The sequence below is a fragment of the Gottfriedia acidiceleris genome (genome assembly GCF_050457485.1).
GTDB classification, from domain to species: Bacteria; Bacillota; Bacilli; order Bacillales; family Bacillaceae_G; genus Gottfriedia; species Gottfriedia acidiceleris_D.
Genome location: NZ_JBCMJM010000017.1, coordinates 118,815 through 135,783 on the forward strand (window position 1 = coordinate 118,815; position 16,969 = coordinate 135,783).

General features: G+C 35.6%; 17 protein-coding genes. 1 reads left to right on the plus strand and 16 read right to left on the minus strand.

Annotated features, from left to right (window positions below; genetic code table 11):
* Positions 1-90: 90 nt before the first annotated feature.
* The 16 genes from murA to ABEY15_RS18330 form a co-directional block, all read right to left on the minus strand.
* Positions 91-1,395: a UDP-N-acetylglucosamine 1-carboxyvinyltransferase gene (gene murA / locus ABEY15_RS18255; protein WP_025568969.1), complete on the minus strand. Its 1,305-nt coding sequence runs from the start codon at positions 1,393-1,395 to the stop codon at positions 91-93.
* A 32-nt stretch (positions 1,396-1,427) separates the two neighbouring features.
* Complete coding sequence (locus ABEY15_RS18260; protein ID WP_429891561.1) at positions 1,428-2,147, minus strand: YwmB family TATA-box binding protein; 720 nt, start codon at positions 2,145-2,147, stop codon at positions 1,428-1,430.
* 80 nt (positions 2,148-2,227) lie between these two features.
* Positions 2,228-2,464 (minus strand): DUF1146 family protein, encoded by a 237-nt coding sequence (locus ABEY15_RS18265; protein WP_025568971.1) that lies wholly within the window; start codon positions 2,462-2,464, stop codon positions 2,228-2,230.
* Between the two features lie 177 nt (positions 2,465-2,641).
* Positions 2,642-4,138 carry an NADH-quinone oxidoreductase subunit NuoN gene (gene nuoN, locus ABEY15_RS18270; protein WP_429891562.1) on the minus strand — a complete coding sequence of 499 codons (1,497 nt, stop codon included), beginning with the start codon at positions 4,136-4,138 and terminating at the stop codon, positions 2,642-2,644.
* A gap of 3 nt (positions 4,139-4,141) precedes the next feature.
* Positions 4,142-5,647 carry a complex I subunit 4 family protein gene (locus ABEY15_RS18275; protein ID WP_429891564.1) on the minus strand — a complete coding sequence of 502 codons (1,506 nt, stop codon included), beginning with the start codon at positions 5,645-5,647 and terminating at the stop codon, positions 4,142-4,144.
* Positions 5,647-7,503 (minus strand): NADH-quinone oxidoreductase subunit L, encoded by a 1,857-nt coding sequence (gene nuoL, locus ABEY15_RS18280; protein WP_429891565.1) that lies wholly within the window; start codon positions 7,501-7,503, stop codon positions 5,647-5,649. Before nuoL ends, ABEY15_RS18275 begins: the two co-directional genes overlap by 1 nt.
* A gap of 17 nt (positions 7,504-7,520) precedes the next feature.
* Positions 7,521-7,835 carry an NADH-quinone oxidoreductase subunit NuoK gene (nuoK, locus tag ABEY15_RS18285; RefSeq protein ID WP_172446426.1) on the minus strand — a complete coding sequence of 105 codons (315 nt, stop codon included), beginning with the start codon at positions 7,833-7,835 and terminating at the stop codon, positions 7,521-7,523.
* Positions 7,832-8,350: an NADH-quinone oxidoreductase subunit J gene (locus ABEY15_RS18290; RefSeq protein ID WP_429891566.1), complete on the minus strand. Its 519-nt coding sequence runs from the start codon at positions 8,348-8,350 to the stop codon at positions 7,832-7,834. The genes nuoK and ABEY15_RS18290 overlap by 4 nt, the downstream gene beginning before the upstream one ends.
* A complete protein-coding gene (nuoI, locus tag ABEY15_RS18295; RefSeq protein WP_025568978.1) occupies positions 8,347-8,766 on the minus strand; it encodes an NADH-quinone oxidoreductase subunit NuoI in 420 nt (139 codons plus the stop codon). The genes ABEY15_RS18290 and nuoI overlap by 4 nt, the downstream gene beginning before the upstream one ends.
* A 31-nt stretch (positions 8,767-8,797) precedes the next feature.
* Positions 8,798-9,799 carry an NADH-quinone oxidoreductase subunit NuoH gene (gene nuoH / locus ABEY15_RS18300; RefSeq protein ID WP_429891567.1) on the minus strand — a complete coding sequence of 334 codons (1,002 nt, stop codon included), beginning with the start codon at positions 9,797-9,799 and terminating at the stop codon, positions 8,798-8,800.
* Positions 9,799-10,899: an NADH-quinone oxidoreductase subunit D gene (locus ABEY15_RS18305; RefSeq protein WP_025568980.1), complete on the minus strand. Its 1,101-nt coding sequence runs from the start codon at positions 10,897-10,899 to the stop codon at positions 9,799-9,801. Before ABEY15_RS18305 ends, nuoH begins: the two co-directional genes overlap by 1 nt.
* Before the next feature lie 8 nt (positions 10,900-10,907).
* Positions 10,908-12,236, minus strand: coding sequence for an NADH-quinone oxidoreductase subunit C (locus ABEY15_RS18310; RefSeq protein WP_429891568.1), 1,329 nt, complete (start codon positions 12,234-12,236; stop codon positions 10,908-10,910).
* Complete coding sequence (locus tag ABEY15_RS18315; RefSeq protein WP_056469321.1) at positions 12,233-12,751, minus strand: NuoB/complex I 20 kDa subunit family protein; 519 nt, start codon at positions 12,749-12,751, stop codon at positions 12,233-12,235. Before ABEY15_RS18315 ends, ABEY15_RS18310 begins: the two co-directional genes overlap by 4 nt.
* Positions 12,742-13,110, minus strand: coding sequence for an NADH-quinone oxidoreductase subunit A (locus ABEY15_RS18320; RefSeq protein ID WP_056469320.1), 369 nt, complete (start codon positions 13,108-13,110; stop codon positions 12,742-12,744). The genes ABEY15_RS18315 and ABEY15_RS18320 overlap by 10 nt, the downstream gene beginning before the upstream one ends.
* 384 nt (positions 13,111-13,494) lie before the next feature.
* Positions 13,495-15,267, minus strand: coding sequence for a DHA2 family efflux MFS transporter permease subunit (locus ABEY15_RS18325; protein WP_429891569.1), 1,773 nt, complete (start codon positions 15,265-15,267; stop codon positions 13,495-13,497).
* 12 nt (positions 15,268-15,279) lie between these two features.
* Positions 15,280-15,924 carry an HlyD family secretion protein gene (locus ABEY15_RS18330; protein ID WP_429891718.1) on the minus strand — a complete coding sequence of 215 codons (645 nt, stop codon included), beginning with the start codon at positions 15,922-15,924 and terminating at the stop codon, positions 15,280-15,282.
* A 227-nt stretch (positions 15,925-16,151) separates the two neighbouring features.
* On the opposite strand from ABEY15_RS18330, the gene ABEY15_RS18335 reads away from it, so the two are divergent.
* The gene (locus tag ABEY15_RS18335; RefSeq protein WP_429891570.1) at positions 16,152-16,772 is read left to right on the plus strand and encodes a TetR/AcrR family transcriptional regulator; all 621 of its coding nucleotides are present in this window, start codon (positions 16,152-16,154) and stop codon (positions 16,770-16,772) included.
* Positions 16,773-16,969 lie beyond the last annotated feature (197 nt).

Below are 16,969 nucleotides of genomic sequence, written 5' to 3' on the forward strand. Positions count from 1 at the left end.
ACTGATAGTAGAAAGTTGCATGAAAATGCAAAAATGCCCGACTCTATGTGGGGTAACACAAAGTGCCAGGCATTTGAATTAGTTTTTAGTTTACGCTTGTAAATCTTTTAGTGTTTCTTCCTCTACAGCTGTGCTTGGTTCGTTTACACGTTCAATGTCCGCTCCAAGTGCAGCAAGCTTTTCATGGAAATTTACATAACCACGATCTAAATGTTTTAATTCAGTAACACGAGTATATCCATCAACAACAAGACCAGCAAGGATAAGTGATGCAGCAGCACGTAAATCTGTAGCAGCTACTTCTGCTCCTTGAAGATCATTTGGTCCATGAATAATAGTTGATCGACCTTCAATTTTAATATTTGCATTCATGCGACGGAATTCTTCCACGTGCATAAAACGATTTTCGAAGACTGTTTCAGTAATCATGCCTGTTCCATTAGCTTTTAATAGAAGTGCCATCATTTGTGATTGCATATCTGTTGGGAAGCCTGGGTGAGGCATTGTTTTGATGTCTACAGGTTTTAAATTGTCTGTACCAATTACACGAAGTCCTTCTTCCTCTTCGATAATTGTTACGCCCATTTCACGCATTTTCGCTACAACTGAGCTTAAGTGCTCTGGAACTGCATTTTCAATTAATACATTACCATTCGTAATCGCTGCTGCTACCATAAATGTTCCAGCTTCAATACGGTCTGGAATAATGTGATGAGTTGTACCAAATAATGTTGGTACACCTTCAATTCGAATAGTGCCTGTTCCAGCACCACGAACTTTACCGCCCATTGCATTAATGAAATTTGCTAAGTCAACAATTTCAGGTTCTTTTGCAGCATTTTCAAGAATTGTTGTTCCTTCTGCAAGTGCTGCTGCAGACATAATATTTTCTGTTGCTCCTACGCTTGGGAAATCTAAATAGATTTTTGCCCCTTTTAAACGACCGTTTGATTTTGCCTCTACAAAACCATTACCAACCGTAATTTGAGCTCCCATTGCTTCAAATCCTTTTAAGTGTTGTTCAATTGGTCTAGATCCAATCGCACATCCACCTGGCAACGCTACACGTGCATGACCATTTCTTGCTAAAAGTGGTCCCATTACAAGAATAGATGCTCGCATTTTACGAACATATTCAAATGGTGCTTCAACATGTAAATCCTTTGAAGCATCAACTGTTACTGTATTATTTTTGAACCCAACCTCTGTATTTAAATTACGAAGAACTTCGTTAATCGTGTAAACGTCAGATAGAGTTGGTACGTCATGAATTATATTTTTTCCTTCACTAGCTAGTAGCGCTGCAGCAAGAACTGGTAAGACAGCATTTTTTGCACCCTCTACACGAACTGTGCCTTGAAGCTGTTTCCCGCCACGGACAATGATTTTATCCAAACTTTTCCCCTCCGTGTCCTAAAATAGATCTATCAATATTCTACTGTTATAATCGGTGTGCCAATAATAATTGTCGTTGATTTATCAACATTATTTTCACGTATTGCAATTTGTAAATTAATTTTTTTGCCATTTGCAACCAGAGCGTCATTCCACTGTTCAGTATATGCTGAAACAGAGACGAATGCCCCTTCTTTTATTTCTTCAATTTTTGTTGCTTTAAAAGTCCCCAAAAAATCATTTTTTATACCTTGCAAAACACCTTCAAGTTTACCACCCATTGTCCCCTTTATACAAGTAAAAAAAGTAGGTTCTTTACTAAAAATATTTTCCAATGAGTTCTTTATCAGTTTATTTGTTTCTTTTTCAGCATGCTGGTCCCATTTAGTCCCACTAAGTTCATAAATTACATAGCTGCTGTTATTGCCAGTAGATGTAACAACGATTCTTTCTGTGACCAAATTATGATTAAACGTACCAATTATTTTATTACCATTGTCAGCTTTCGTCCACTTAAAATTTTTAAAATCATTTTTATATTTACTGATTATTTTAGACACCGAAGTATTCATTTTAGCTTCTCTTGCGTATAAATTCCAACTTGTAACCGAAATGTCTTTTTTATTTAATACATCTGCAAAACGGTTCAATTGGCCTACACCTGTATCAGCCATACCGATTTTACCCCAATTAAAAAATAGTGCAGAAGCAAAAGTAATAGTAATTAAAAATAAGTACATAGTCTTTTTCATAAATAAACCCCTCTCTTACTTCCATTTTTCACAGGTAGAGAGGGGTTTATACGATACATCGTAACATACTTTTTGACAAATTATTTCAATAAATATGTAATGTTTTTTGTATATTGTAGATAGTCTAAGAAAAAACTACTTACAGCAGAAGAAATTGTAATCGTCAATAGCACCATAAAAAGTCGAATTTGGGCGACATGACCTTTTTTCATAATACTCTCCCACTTAATTGCTGTTAAAGCCCACCAAGTTAAAATAATGAAAAATAAATGGACAATTATTGCTAATAACGCTTCTGTCCCAACTAAAGCTTCCAATTATTACGTCCTCTTTTCGCTCGATTTTTATAGAAAAACTTTCAGATTGCCTAGTTGCTTTTTTAGCCAATGTTTTCTTAGTGCAAGTAATTTTAACAGTCTGAAAAACTAATTTTATACTTTCTTTACAAATTAAAAAGTGTAGGAATCAACCTACACTTTTAATTTAAATATATTTTACGCCATAAAGAAGTCTTTCACAATGTCTAGCTTATGAAATACATCTAATGCTAAAGATGGTTTAATTCCCAATACAATTGTTAAAACAGCACAAACCAATACAACGAATAGATGTGTCTTAGGAAGTACAACTTTACGCTCTTCACCACTTCTAAAGAAAATATTTTGAAGGATGCCGAAATAGTAAAAATAAGATACTACTGTAGTTAAAAGTAGAATTCCGCCTAATACATAATATCCTTTAACTTGCACGAAAGCCCCCAAGAAAATATTTAACTTTCCTATAAACCCTGCAGTTAAAGGAATACCTGCTAGTGATAACACAAATATTGTCATTGTAATCGCTAAAAATGGATTCGTTTTAATTAACCCTGCAAATGATGATAATGAGTCAGATCCCCTTTGTTGTTGTACATTGTAGACAATTGTTAAAATACCGATTGTCATGAATGTATAAGCTAATAAATAGAACCAGATTCCCTCAAACATGAATGGTGAAATACTTACAAATGCAACTAGAACATAACCTCCGTGTGCAATACCTGAGTATGCAAGTATACGCTTTAGACTGTTTTGTTTTAAAGCTATTGTATTACCAATAATCATCGATAACGCGGCCAATGTAGCAACAACTGGTTGCATTACTTCAAATACAGATTTTTGTTCCTTCATCAATAATGCACCCGTAAAAATTGCTAAGAAGATGCGAAGTACGATAATAAACCCACCTGTTTTTGAAACTGTTGCTAAAAATGCTGTTACAGGGGTTGGAGCACCTTCATATACATCTGGCGCCCACATATGGAACGGAACAGACGCAAGTTTAAATGATAATCCAACAAATACTAGCACAAATGCTAGAATCATTAGAAATTCATTACTGCTTGGAATTCCTTGTTGAAGTGCCAAATTCATTTCAGTAATATTTGTTGTACCTGTTAAGCCATAAGTATAGCTTAGTCCGAATAATGTTATTGCAGTTGAAATACCACCGTTAATTACATACTTAAGTGCAGCCTCAGAAGAGCCTTCTCTTCTCTTTTGAATGCCGACTAGAATATAAGATGAAATCGAAAGTAGCTCTAATCCAACAAATAATGTGATTAAATCACTACTTGAAGCCATATACATTGCTCCAATTAACGCTGTAATAAACAATGTGTAGTATTCTGAGCGCTCTGCAATTGATTTATCTCCAAGAGCAAGTAATAAAACTAAGATTGCTCCTATTAATAAAATAGTTTTAAAGAGAAGCCCAAAAGAATCAAGTTTAAACGATCCCGCTAATAGACTTATTGGTTTATGTGAATAAAGTGTGATTAACCATACTAGTGATCCAACAACGCTTAGTAAACCAATCCAACCGACTATTTTACGACTCGAGTTTTTAGGTAGTAAGAGTTCAAGAGTTAATAGAAGAAGCGCAGCAGCTACTAGAATAATCTCAGGACCCATTGTTCCCCATTGAAATTCAGATAATGCTTTCCAAGTCATCTTCTATACACCTCTAATCCCTTGAATGATAAAATCCACTGATGAAACAATCATATTATTTACGAAAGCTGGGTATACACCAAGCAGGACAATCGCAAATACTAAAATAACTGAAGCGATTGCTTCGCGTTTTGACAAATCAGTGAATGATGAAATAAATTCACTAGCTTTACCGAAGCTTAATTGTAAAATTGCTCTTAAAATATAAGCTGCAGTTAAGATGATTCCTAACGTACCTACAGTTGCTATTGCTTTATGAGATTGGAAAAGGCCAACAAATGATAACCATTCTCCTACGAACCCTGATAGACCTGGTAAACCTAACGATGCCATACCACCAAAAAGCAATAAGCCAGCTAGTCTTGGAGCTGATTTTGAAAGACCAGAAATACGGTCAAAACTAGTAGTATCACCTCGGTTTTCTAACATGCCAACTATTAAAAATAGAAGTGCTGCAATTAAACCGTGAGATACTGATTGTAAAATTGCTCCTTGAATTCCAGCGCTATTCATTGCTGCTAATCCAATAATAACAATCCCCATATGTGAGAAACTTGAATATGCCAATACCGAGCGTAATTCCTTTTGAATTAAAGCAATATAAGCTCCGTAAAGTAAATTAATTACACCAATAATCGCAAGAGCTACCGACATTTTTTCAAATTGCTCTGGGAAAACACCTAAAGCAAAACGAATTAAACCGTAAGTTCCAATTTTTAATAGGATACCAGCGTGAATGATTACTACAGCAGGGTTTGCTTGAGTATGAACATTCACCATCCATCGATGGAACGGGAATAATGGTAGTTTGATTGCAAACGCAATTAATAAACAAATTAATAGAACCATTTTTAAATGCTCTGAAATTGGACTAATTGTTTGTTGTCCTGCTGGAATGATGTTTGCTAAAACTTCATAATTTGTTGTGCCTGTACGAGCAAATAGGACAGCAATAACAAATAATAAGAATGCAGATCCTAATCCGTTATAAATTAAGAATTGGTATCCAGCACGTTCACTATCAAATCGGCCCCATTTACCAATTAAGAAGAACATTGGAACTAACGTTAATTCAAAGAATAAGAAGAATAACACTAAGTTCTGAGCTGCAAATACACCAAACATACCTACTTGTAAAATAAATAGTAGTAGATAGAAGCCTTTTGAACCTTTATTAATTGAGTAACCTGCTATTACAGCGATTAATGAGATAATACCAGTAAGTAAAATCATTACTAATGATAGACCGTCTACTCCAAGCTCAAACTTAACTTGAAACAATCTAGTTGATCCAGCGAAAAACTTTCCAAATGAAAACCAATCATAAGAAATATTCCAATCTTTTAAACTAGAATGGTTTTGACCTGCAATATAAGCAAGTATAGTAACTGCAAATGATAAAACCGAAGTCAATAATGCCCAGAGCTTATAAGAATTCTTTGGAGCAAAAGAAACTAGTAATAATCCCAATAAAGGTGAGAAAACAACCCATAATAAGAAATGAGACATCATAAGTTGTACCCCCCTGTCACAACGATTGCTAATAAGATTAGAGCAAGACCAAGTAATGTAATAAATCCATAAGTTTGAACTTGACCACTTTGAAGCCTTGAACCAATTCCACCGACACTATTTACAATTCCTTTTACAAGAACTGCAAGCCCTTCAATTACAAAACGCTCAATAGCAAACATTACATGTCCGATTGCAAACATACCTTTTACGATTGAACCGTTATATAATTCGTCAATATAATATTTATTAAGAAGAATTTCATAGAATAATCCATTTTCTTCTTGTTTAGATTGCTTAGCTTTTCTTCCATACATATTGTAAGCAAGCGTAATACCAGCTAAAGAAACAAGCGTTGCTACGATCATAATCCAAACCGGCTCATGACTATGCTCTGCAATTGTAAATGGAGCTCCGTCTAATAAAAACTCATTTAAGTGACGACCAAAGAATGGTGTATTAATATAACCTGCAAATATTGCAAGGATCCCTAGTAGTGACATTGGAAGAACCATTGACATTGGTGACTCGTGCGCACCTTTTGTCTTCTCTTCTCCAGTGAAAACTAAGAAAAATAATCGGAACATATAGAAAGAAGTAAAGAATGCCGCTATTAAAGCTACTATGAATAAAACGTAATTTCCATTTTCCCAGGTTGCAGCTAAAATCTCATCCTTACTAAAGAAACCAGATAGTAATGGTACACCTGTAATAGCTAATGTACCAATTAAGAATAGTGTAGATGTCCATTTCATTTTCTGACGTAACCCACCCATTTTAAAGATGTCTTGAGTGTGTACGGCATGAATAACACTACCTGCAGCTAAGAATAACAATGCTTTAAAAAACGCATGAGTTGTTAAGTGGAAAATACTTGCTGTATAACCACCTACACCTAATGCAAGCATCATATAGCCCAATTGACTGACTGTAGAGTATGCTAGAACTCGCTTAATATCTCTTTGCACAAGACCAATACTCGCTGCAAAGATCGCTGTAAATCCTCCGACAATCGCCACTACTGTTAAAGCAGTTCCACTAGCAATAAAGATTGGATAAGTCGTTGCTACTAAGTAAACACCAGCAGCTACCATTGTTGCTGCGTGAATTAATGCAGAAACAGGTGTTGGACCTTCCATCGCATCAGGAAGCCATGTGTGAAGTGGGAACTGACCTGATTTACCCATTGCTCCTACGAAAATCAAGATCGCAATAAGTGTTAACATACCAGTACTCACTTGCCCACCTTGGATTACATTGAAAATTTGATCGAAATCAAAGCTCTTTGTTTTCCAAAATAAAAGTACCATCCCGATGAATAAACCAACGTCCCCTATTCTAGTCATAATGAACGCTTTTTTAGCCGCTGCTTTTGCTTCCTCTTTATAAAAGTAGAAACCAACAAGTAAAAATGAACCTAAACCTACTAACTCCCAGAATACATAAAGTTGTAGAATGCTAGGTGAAATGACAAGTGCTAACATCGCAAATGTAAATAAGCCCAAGTATGCGAAAAACACTGTAATTCGGTCATCCTCTTCCATATATGCTGTTGAATAAATATGTACTAATGTACTAACAAACGTAACGATTACTAACATTAACGAATTTAGTGCATTTACTACATATCCAACGTGAATATCGATATTTCCAATTGTTAACCAAGTGTATAGTTTCTGCACTGTATCCCCTTGTAGACGGTCAAATAAGACGAACAAGGAGATGATGAATGAGATTCCTGTTAAAGTTGCTCCTAAAATCCCACTACCTTTCTTTCCTTTTGTACCAGCTAATATTAGGATTAGAAAGGAAATTAGCGGAAGTACCGGAACAAGCCAAGCATACTGCATCATCAAATTCCACCTCCTATTTATCTTTTCAATGAATCAGCTTCATCGATATTGACTGTCTGACGATGACGATACCATGCAATTAAAATTGCCACGCCCACTGCAGCCTCAGCAGCTGCAACTGAAATCGTAAATAATGAAAAAATTTGTCCTGTTAACGAAGGTGCTACACCAAGCTTACTAAATGCCACTAAATTAATATTTGCGGCATTTAACATTAACTCAATACAAATTAACACGATTACTGTGTTTCGTTTTGTTAATGCACCATATAATCCGATACAAAATAAAATTAGCGCTAAAAGAAGATAAGCATTAATTGGAACTGAATTCATTCCTTCGTACCCTCCTCTTTTGAATCATCTGATTTTGCTAAAATGATCGCACCTACTAAAGCAATTAGTAATAAAACAGACATTACTTCAAATGGCACGATATGATTTGTAAATAATTCTAATCCAATATTTTTCGTATTATTTGTTGCTAAATCAACATCTGATGCGTCGATTGAAAGTCCATTTACACCTAAAAACATAACGACTCCAAATGCAACAATACCGATTAATGCCGCAATATTTCTCCAATTTCTTTTTGGTTTTTCACTTTCAATATCATGTTTCGTTAACATGATTCCAAAAATCATTAAGATTGTTACTGCACCTGAATAAATAAGAATTTGAACAACAGCTACAAATTCAGCTGATAGAAGGACATAAATCCCAGCAATACTAATGAATGTTAATACAAGTGAAAGCATCATATGCATAACTTTCGTTGAGTTTAACATCATTACGCCACCTAAAATGGCTGATAAAGAAAGAAGAAAGAAAGCAACTACAAAACCACTCATGCTTTATTCTCCTTTCGAATGTTTTGATCGTTTTCATCAAGCCATTGAAGGTCTTTAAACAATTCATCACGTGAATATTCAGCAAGTTCAAAGTTATTTGTCATAATAATCGCTTCTGTTGGACAAACTTCTGTACATAAATCACATAGAATACAAATTTCGAAATTTATATCGTATGTGTCGATAATTTTTCCTTTTTTCGTAGGATCAGGATGTTTTTTTCCAGTTAATGTAATACAGTCTGTTGGACAAATTGCTGAACATTGATTACAAACAATACATTTTTCTGGATAAAACTTTTGAATTCCACGAAAACGATCTGGTAACGGAATCGGCTGATTTGGATAATCATACGTCACTTTTTCGCGCGTTAAATTTTGAAGAGTATATTTTAAACCTTTTACTAACCCAATCATGACTCACACCCCTTTAGATTGGTCTATTTGTTTAGAAGAACAAGCTTTTTACTAATGCAGTTATTAAAATATTAGCTAATGAAACTGGTAATAATACCTTCCAACCGAACTCCATTAATTGGTCAGCACGTAAACGTGGGAACGTTACACGGAACCAAATTAATAAATATAAAATTACACTAAATTTTAAAGAGAACCATACAGCTCCAGGAATAAAGTCTAGACCCGCAATTGGTTTCCATCCGCCTAAAAATAGAATCGTAATTAACGAACACATTGCAAAAAAGTAAACATACTCTGAAAGCATAAAGAATGCCCAACGGAATCCTGAAAACTCTGTATGATAACCTGCTACAAGCTCTGACTCAGCCTCTGGTAAGTCAAAAGGTGTACGGTTTAATTCAGCTACAGCTGCAATTAAGAAAACGATGAAAGCAATCGGCTGAGTTACAATGAACCATACATTCTCTTGTGCATTAACAATATCATTTAAATTCAAGCTTCCAGTTAATAAAATAACACCTAATACGCTCATTACTAACGGAATTTCATATGAAATCATCTGTGCTGCTGCACGCATACCACCAATAAGTGAATATTTGTTATTTGAAGCCCAACCCGCTGTGACAACACCAACTGTTGTTAATCCTGAAACAGCAATATAGTAAAGTAATCCAACACCAATATCAGCAAACTGTAAGTTCTCTGTGAAAGGTAGAGTTGCTAATACCATAAACGCTGGTGCAAATGCGATGACCGGTGCAAGTATAAATAATGGTTTGTCTGCCGCTTTCGGAATTGTATCTTCTTTTAAAAGTAGTTTTAATACGTCAGCAACAGTTTGAAGTAAACCATAACGTCCACCAACTTGGTTAGGTCCAATACGCCCTTGCATGAAACCCATTACTTTACGTTCTGATAGGATTCCAAATGTTACGAAACCTAAAACTACAAATAGAAAAATAACGCCTAAACCTAAATAGATGAGAAAATTTATCCAAGACGGTGTACTTTGTAGAAGATTTTCTATCATTATCCGTCTACCTCCCCAAGTACAATATCAATACCACCTAAAATAGTAATTAAGTTTGCGATGTTTTCACCTTTTAATAACTTTGGAAGAATTTGCAGGTTATAAAAAGATGGTCGTCTAAACTTCAAACGATACGGCTCTTTTTTTCCATCACTTGCAATATAGCAACCAATTTCTCCACGCGGTGACTCAATCCTAACGTATCCTTCACCTTTTGGGGCTTTGATGATTTTAGGAACTTTTGCTAAAATATCACCTTCAGCAGGGAATTGTTCAACAGCTTGTTCTAAAATCTTTAATGACTCTTCAATTTCTAGCATTCTGCACATATATCGATCCCATGCATCGCCAACTGTTCCCACTGGGACATCGAAATCAAAGCGGTCGTAAATAGAATATGGAGCATCTTTTCGTAGATCATATTTAACACCGGTACAACGAAGATTTGCACCACTTAATGAAAAATTAATTGCATCTTCTTGTGAATATGCACCAATACCTTTTACACGATTAATAAAGATTTCATTACCTGAAACTAAATCGTGATATCCTTTTAATTGCTCTCTCATATAAGGAATAAATTCTTTTACTTTTTCAATCCAACCTTCAGGAGCATCCCACTTAACCCCACCAACACGCATGTAGTTAAAAGTCAATCTCGCTCCACAAAGTTCGTTTAATAGATTGATAATCATTTCACGCTCACGGAAAGCATAAAGGAATGGACTCACTGCCCCAATATCTAGAAGGTTTGTACCCCACCAAACTAAGTGACTAGCAACGCGCCCTAATTCCATTGAAATAACGCGTAGATACTCTGCGCGATCTGGAACTTTAATATCCATCATTGTTTCAACAGCGTGACAGATAACATAGTTATTTGTCATTGCTGATAGATAATCCATACGGTCTGTATATGGAATAATCTGTGTATATTGAAGATTTTCAGCGATTTTCTCTGTACCACGGTGTAGATAACCGATGACAGGTGTCGCCTCTTTAATGATCTCTCCATCAATCTTTAACACAAGACGAAATACACCGTGTGTACTTGGATGCTGAGGTCCGACATTTAATAGCATTTCTTCCGTACGAATCATGGCTTATCCTACACCCCCTCGTCAAATTGAACGTAATCTTTTCTTAGTGGATAGCCAACCCAATTATCTGGCAGCAATATACGCTCCAACTTTGGATGTCCTTCAAACTGAATACCAAGTAAGTCGTAAGTCTCACGCTCTGGCCAGTTTGCACCTTCCCATATTGGAGTAATACTATCAACAATAGGTTGTTCACGGTCTGCTCTTACTTTTAAAGCGATTCCATGTTTACGTTTATATGAATATATGTAAGAGTAAACTTCCATGTACTCAACAAAATCAGTTCCGTGTAATCCAGATAAATAAGTAAAATGTAGCTGTTCATTATTCTTTAAGAACTGTGCTACTTTAAAATAAGCATCTCTTTTAATTGTAAAAGTTGGATCATGTTTAGAAAGCGTATTAATAATTGCTTCCTCAATAACATCTGCTCCAAACTCTTTTTCAATTAATGCCTTTACTTCATCTAACAAAGGTTGATTATGGGAAGGTCTCACTTCTTCAACTGGAGCCTCTTTACCACCGTCTGTTTTACCTTTCGCTTTTGCCGCTGCCGCTGCTTTTGCCTTCGCAATTGCGATCGCCTTCGCTTTTGCTTTTGCCGCTTCATCGTCTGAACCAGCAGTGTCTTCTCCACCCGCTGCTTTTTGTTTTGCCAATGCCGCTGCCTTTGCTTTTGCTGCTGCTACTGCTTTTGCCTTTGCTGCAGCAATTGCTTTCGCTTTTTCATCATCTGCACCATCTGCCGGAGCTTCTCCACCTTCTGCTGCTTTTTGCTTTGCTAATGCCGCTGCCTTTGCTTTTGCTGCCGCCACTGCTTTTGCCTTCGCCGCTGCTAAGGCCTTTGCCTTATCTTCATCAGAAGTCGCCTCTTGCTCTTCTGCTTGTGCCTGTTCGCCTGATTCCGCTGCTTTTTGTTTCGCAATTGCTGCTGCCTTTGCTTTTGCTGCTGCTACTGCTTTTGCCTTCGCCGCTGCTAAAGCCTTTGCCTTATCTTCATCAGAAGTCGCCTCTTGCTCTTCTGCTTGAGCCTGTTCGCCTGATTCCGCTGCTTTTTGTTTCGCAATTGCTGCTGCCTTTGCTTTCGCCGCTGCTACTGCTTTCGCTTTCGCTAGTGCAAGTGCTTTCGCTTTTTCATCTTCTGAAGCTGGTTCCTCTTGTTTAACTTCATTTTCAACAGTAGGTTCCTCAACTACAGGAACTTCTTCTTTTTGAACTTCAGTATTTTTTGCAGATTCCTTTTCTGCCTTCAACTGTTCCATTTTACGTCGAGCCGCTTCTTTAGCCCTCTCAGCTGCTTCTTTCTTTAACTGTTCTTTTGACTTATCTTCACTCACTTATTCGTCACCTGCTTTCCAGTTTTAGCTTCGTAACGAATCTTCTCTTTCAATTTGTTAATACCATAAATTAATGCTGCTGGATTCGGAGGGCATCCAGGGATATACACATCTACTGGAACAATTTGGTCCACTCCTTTAACAACTGCATACGAGTTAACATATGGTCCACCAGCAGTCGCACATGAGCCCATCGCAATTACCCATTTTGGTTCAGGCATTTGATCGTAAAGGCGTTTAACAATTGGCGCCATCTTTTTCGTTACAGTTCCAGAAACAATCATACAGTCAGATTGACGAGGAGAAGTACGGAAAAATGAGCCAAATCGGTCTAAGTCATAATGAGATGAACCTACACCCATCATTTCGATTGCACAACAAGCTAACCCGAATGTTAATGGCCACAACGAGTTACTTCTTGCCCATGCCTTCACTTCTTCCAAAGTCGTGAAAAAAATATTCTTTTGGAGTTCTTCCATTTCAGCAACAGAAATTCCATCTAACTTCATAACCATTTCAACACCTTCTTCTTCCAAGCATAAATAAGTCCAAGTAGTAGCATAAGAATAAAAATAATCATCTCTACAAAAGCAAAAAGTCCTAATTGATCATATGCAACCGCCCACGGATATAAGAAAACAGTTTCAACATCAAAAATAACGAATAATAGTGCAAAAATGTAATATCCAGCGTGGAAACGAACCTTCGCATCATGAAATGGTTCAATACCACTTTCATAGGTCGTTGCTTTTGCTTCAGTTGGTACATTCGGTCTCAAAATTTTACCTATTACCGAGAGTGCGACAACTGGAAGCGCAATTCCTATAACTAGAAACACAACTACGATCACATAATTATTTAAATAAGCATTCACGAAACTTGTCCCTCCTCTAACTAAAGAGCTCTACATTATATACTTATTATAAATATAATGTATTTTTCATTAATTTTTACTATTCAGTTTTGTAATCGTATCCATTATAACAAATGTGACAAAAACGTGTCGATATTTATTGCCATTAATCAAAAAATTGAATAATATAGCTGGAAAATAAATTCCAATATTCTTAAATTATCTTAGATGTATGTCGTTCTAATAAATTTCTAATATTTCTATTGTCATTACCAGTTACTAAAATTGTATATCAGTATAAGAGTTATCCACAAATCCACAGAAAGTTATTCACAATTCCCACAAATTAAAAAATAGTGATAATTGTCGAAAAAAAACCAGTTCAAAACATGAACTGGCCTTTTTTTAAGATGCAATCGTTTCTGAAGACTGCTTATTTTGATTTTTAGTTTTAGGTTGTGCTAACTTTCTACTTTTTGTACTTCCCATAAAGAATGAAAGTACTAATGCAATACCAGACAATGCAGTTGCAAAGATAAATGCATCATTGATTCCATTAATAGAAGCTAATTTAGACGCCTGGCTATAAAGGGTTGTAACTGCTAAAACTCCACCTTGAGAAGGGGTTATTCCAGCTGCACCAGCTAACTGTGCACCTGTTTGGTGAATCCAGTCCATAATGAACGGATTCGTCGACGTTACTTCATTTGAGAAGTTTGCCATGTGATTAGTCGTTTGAGTCGTCATAATTGTAACAAGGACTGCAGTACCTACCGAACCCGCAACTTGTCGTAGTGTATTTTGAGTTGCAGTACCATGCGAAATCATCTTAAGTGGTATTTTATTTAAACCAGCAGTCATAATTGGCATCATAATAAATGACATACCGAATGAACGTAAAGTATAGAAAAACATAATTTTTAAATACGGTGTATCAATAGATAATTTAGTGAACTCATAAGTTGTAAAAGTCATAATAAGTAAACCAAAAATTGCTAAAGGACGGATACCATATTTATCGAACAATTTACCCGTAAGTGGTCCGAGCGCACCCATTATCAATGAACCAGGAAGCAATAATAATCCTGCTCTAATTGGTGTAAACCCACGAATGTTTTGTAAATAAAGAGGTAGTAAAATCATCCCTCCGTATAAAGCAGTCGTAACGATTAAGTTAATTAATAATGTGTAAGTAAACGAAAAAGATTTAAATACTTTTAAATTTATTAATGGTTGTTTAGCAGTTAATTCTCTCCACACAAATAAACCTAAACTGATACAAGCAATTACTAAAGAAAGAACTACTTCAGTGCTACCCCAACCTTTATTACCAGCTTCACTGAATCCATATAATAAACTTCCAAATCCAAGTGACGAGCTTATTACTCCCCAAATATCCAAAGTTGGGAATGAACGTTTACGTGAAATATGAAACCAAGCATTAGACAAAATGATTGAAATGACACCTAACACAGCCATTCCATAAAATAAGAAATGCCATGAATAATCTTGTACTACATACCCAGTTATTGTTGGACCAATTGCAGGTGCCAGGATCATTGCAATCCCCATTAATCCCATTGCTGCACCACGCTTTTCAGGCGGGAAGATCGTCATAAAGATATTCATACCAAGCGGCATTAAAATACCAGCCCCGACAGCTTGAACTACGCGACCTGCCATCATAACTGGGAAGTTTCCTGATAAAGCACAAATAATTGAACCGATTGTAAAGGCAATCATTGAAAAGATAAATAATTTTCGATAAGTAAATGTATCAACTAAGTAAGCACTGACCGGAATTAAAATACCATTCACTAGCATAAAACCAGTAGATAACCATTGTGCAGTCGAAGTAGTTACATTAAAATCTGCCATTAACTTCGGTAAAGCAACATTTATTAATGTCTGATTTAAAATAGACACGAACATCCCTAGTAATAGAACTGTCAGAACTTTTCCCATACTAAAGCTCTGTTTTTCACTTGACTCAGATGGAATTGATTTCTTTTGAATTTCTTCAGTTTTTTCTATTTTATTTGGTTCTTCCGATTGGACCATTTCTTCTCTTTTATCTATTTTTAGGTCATTTTCTTTATTTCTTAATACGATTCGATTAATAATAAAGAAAACAATTAAGCAAAACCCTCCATATGCTATGATCATTCCTGTAGACATAGAAATTCCTCCTTACTTATGGATACGAACAGAAGCATTCATTCCTGGAACAATTTCAAATGACTTATTATGATCTAAAGCAATTCTTACAGGTACAACCTGCTCAACTTTCGTATAGTTTGCATTAGAGTTTCCAGAAGGTAATAAACTAAATGTATTTGCAGTTGTTAATCCAACATATTCCACAGTACCTGTTAAAGTAGTATCTGGATATGCGTCAACATACACATCAACCTCTTGACCTTTTTTAACATCTTCTACTTCAGTTTCTTTAATATTTGCAGTAACCCAAAGATTATCTAAGTTATATGCATAACCAAGAGTTGAACCTGTTCCAACTAATTGATCTTTAATTGCATTTGCTTGAACAATCGTAGCATTTGTTGGTACTGAAACTGATACTTCATGTGCAGTATCCCCAGCTGTTTGAGGAGCAGTTAAAACTTTCCCGATTGATTCATTTGGTGAAAATGTTTTTCCGAAAGTACCTGACCATGACTCAAGCTTACCAGCAGCAGGAGATGAAATAACAATTTGTTGCCCATCTATTTTTGCATTATCAGTTTTTATATAATTTGTTGATTGATCATAATAGTAATAACCAGCAAATCCACCAGCAACTAATATGATTAAAGTAATTATGTTAACAAACACCATTTTCTTCATGTTCCCCATAAATAAAATTCCTCCTAAATTTTTAATCGTTTTCTCTATATAGGTAACAAAAGTAAAGCAACACATTGTCGTTTTACTTCTCATAGTTTTTAATTATAATTGATTTATAAACGTACTCAACCGTTAATAATTTAAAATTTGTTGTTTAAGCAACACTACTAATAATGATTGTTTACTTTCTTAAAGTTATTTAATAAAGGAGTTTTAAAATGAGCATAAAAAATAATCTCGACCCTCGTGTCATTCGAACTAGACAACTTTTACAAGATGCATTAATTACGCTATTAGCAGATAAAGAATTCGAAGCGATCAGTGTACAAGATATAACTAAAAAAGCAAATGTCAACAGGGCAACCTTTTATAGCCACTACGAAGACAAATACCAAATGGTCCGCCAAATCGTTAGAGAAAAACTAGTTGATTTGGACAGCGCCATAAAGAACGTAGATTTTAGTATGTATGACGGAAACCCAAACTCACTCGATGAAATGGCCTTACAATCCTACTTCCATCTATTCGAACATATCGAAAAAAACAGTTACTTCTACAAAGTCCTACTAAAACGACAAGGACCAAATATTTTTAGAAGAAGACTTTACGAAGTATTATCAACAACTTTCGAAAAAGGCATTGCATTCATACAGCCAAAAAAGAATAAATACCTTGTCCCAGGTGACCTACTAGTAAGTTATATATCAGGTGCAACTCTCAGCGTAATTTCATTTTGGGTTGAAAATGACATGCCATACACAAAAAAACACATGGCAGAATACCTTTTAAAAATCTCAAGAAATGGTGTCTTAACAACAGCGGGATTGGAATTAAACTAAAAAGAGGATTGCTGTGACAGCTCGTCTAAATAGTCGGTAGGTTTAGTTTACGAAGGAGTCTTGAAGAGTTGTAGATAGGGAGTATGTGAAGCAAGTCTCTAACTTGTTTAAATGCACTTTCATAATGCTTAATTACAGATACTTCGATTTTATTTACACCTTTCAGTTTATTCTCCATTAATTTGACCTTATTTACA

Excerpts from the sequence above, each read along its gene's own strand:
- ABEY15_RS18260 (WP_429891561.1), bottom strand. The coding sequence starts at position 2,147 with ATGAAAAAGACTATGTACTTATTTTTAATTACTATTACTTTTGCTTCT.
- nuoN (WP_429891562.1), bottom strand. The coding sequence starts at position 4,138 with ATGACTTGGAAAGCATTATCTGAATTTCAATGGGGAACAATGGGTCCT.
- ABEY15_RS18275 (WP_429891564.1), bottom strand. The coding sequence starts at position 5,647 with ATGTCTCATTTCTTATTATGGGTTGTTTTCTCACCTTTATTGGGATTA.
- nuoL (WP_429891565.1), bottom strand. The coding sequence starts at position 7,503 with ATGATGCAGTATGCTTGGCTTGTTCCGGTACTTCCGCTAATTTCCTTT.
- nuoK (WP_172446426.1), bottom strand. The coding sequence starts at position 7,835 with ATGAATTCAGTTCCAATTAATGCTTATCTTCTTTTAGCGCTAATTTTA.
- ABEY15_RS18290 (WP_429891566.1), bottom strand. The coding sequence starts at position 8,350 with ATGAGTGGTTTTGTAGTTGCTTTCTTTCTTCTTTCTTTATCAGCCATT.
- nuoI (WP_025568978.1), bottom strand. The coding sequence starts at position 8,766 with ATGATTGGGTTAGTAAAAGGTTTAAAATATACTCTTCAAAATTTAACG.
- nuoH (WP_429891567.1), bottom strand. The coding sequence starts at position 9,799 with ATGATAGAAAATCTTCTACAAAGTACACCGTCTTGGATAAATTTTCTC.
- ABEY15_RS18305 (WP_025568980.1), bottom strand. The coding sequence starts at position 10,899 with ATGATTCGTACGGAAGAAATGCTATTAAATGTCGGACCTCAGCATCCA.
- ABEY15_RS18315 (WP_056469321.1), bottom strand. The coding sequence starts at position 12,751 with ATGGTTATGAAGTTAGATGGAATTTCTGTTGCTGAAATGGAAGAACTC.
- ABEY15_RS18325 (WP_429891569.1), bottom strand. The coding sequence starts at position 15,267 with ATGTCTACAGGAATGATCATAGCATATGGAGGGTTTTGCTTAATTGTT.
- ABEY15_RS18330 (WP_429891718.1), bottom strand. The coding sequence starts at position 15,924 with ATGGTGTTTGTTAACATAATTACTTTAATCATATTAGTTGCTGGTGGA.
- ABEY15_RS18335 (WP_429891570.1), top strand. The coding sequence starts at position 16,152 with ATGAGCATAAAAAATAATCTCGACCCTCGTGTCATTCGAACTAGACAA.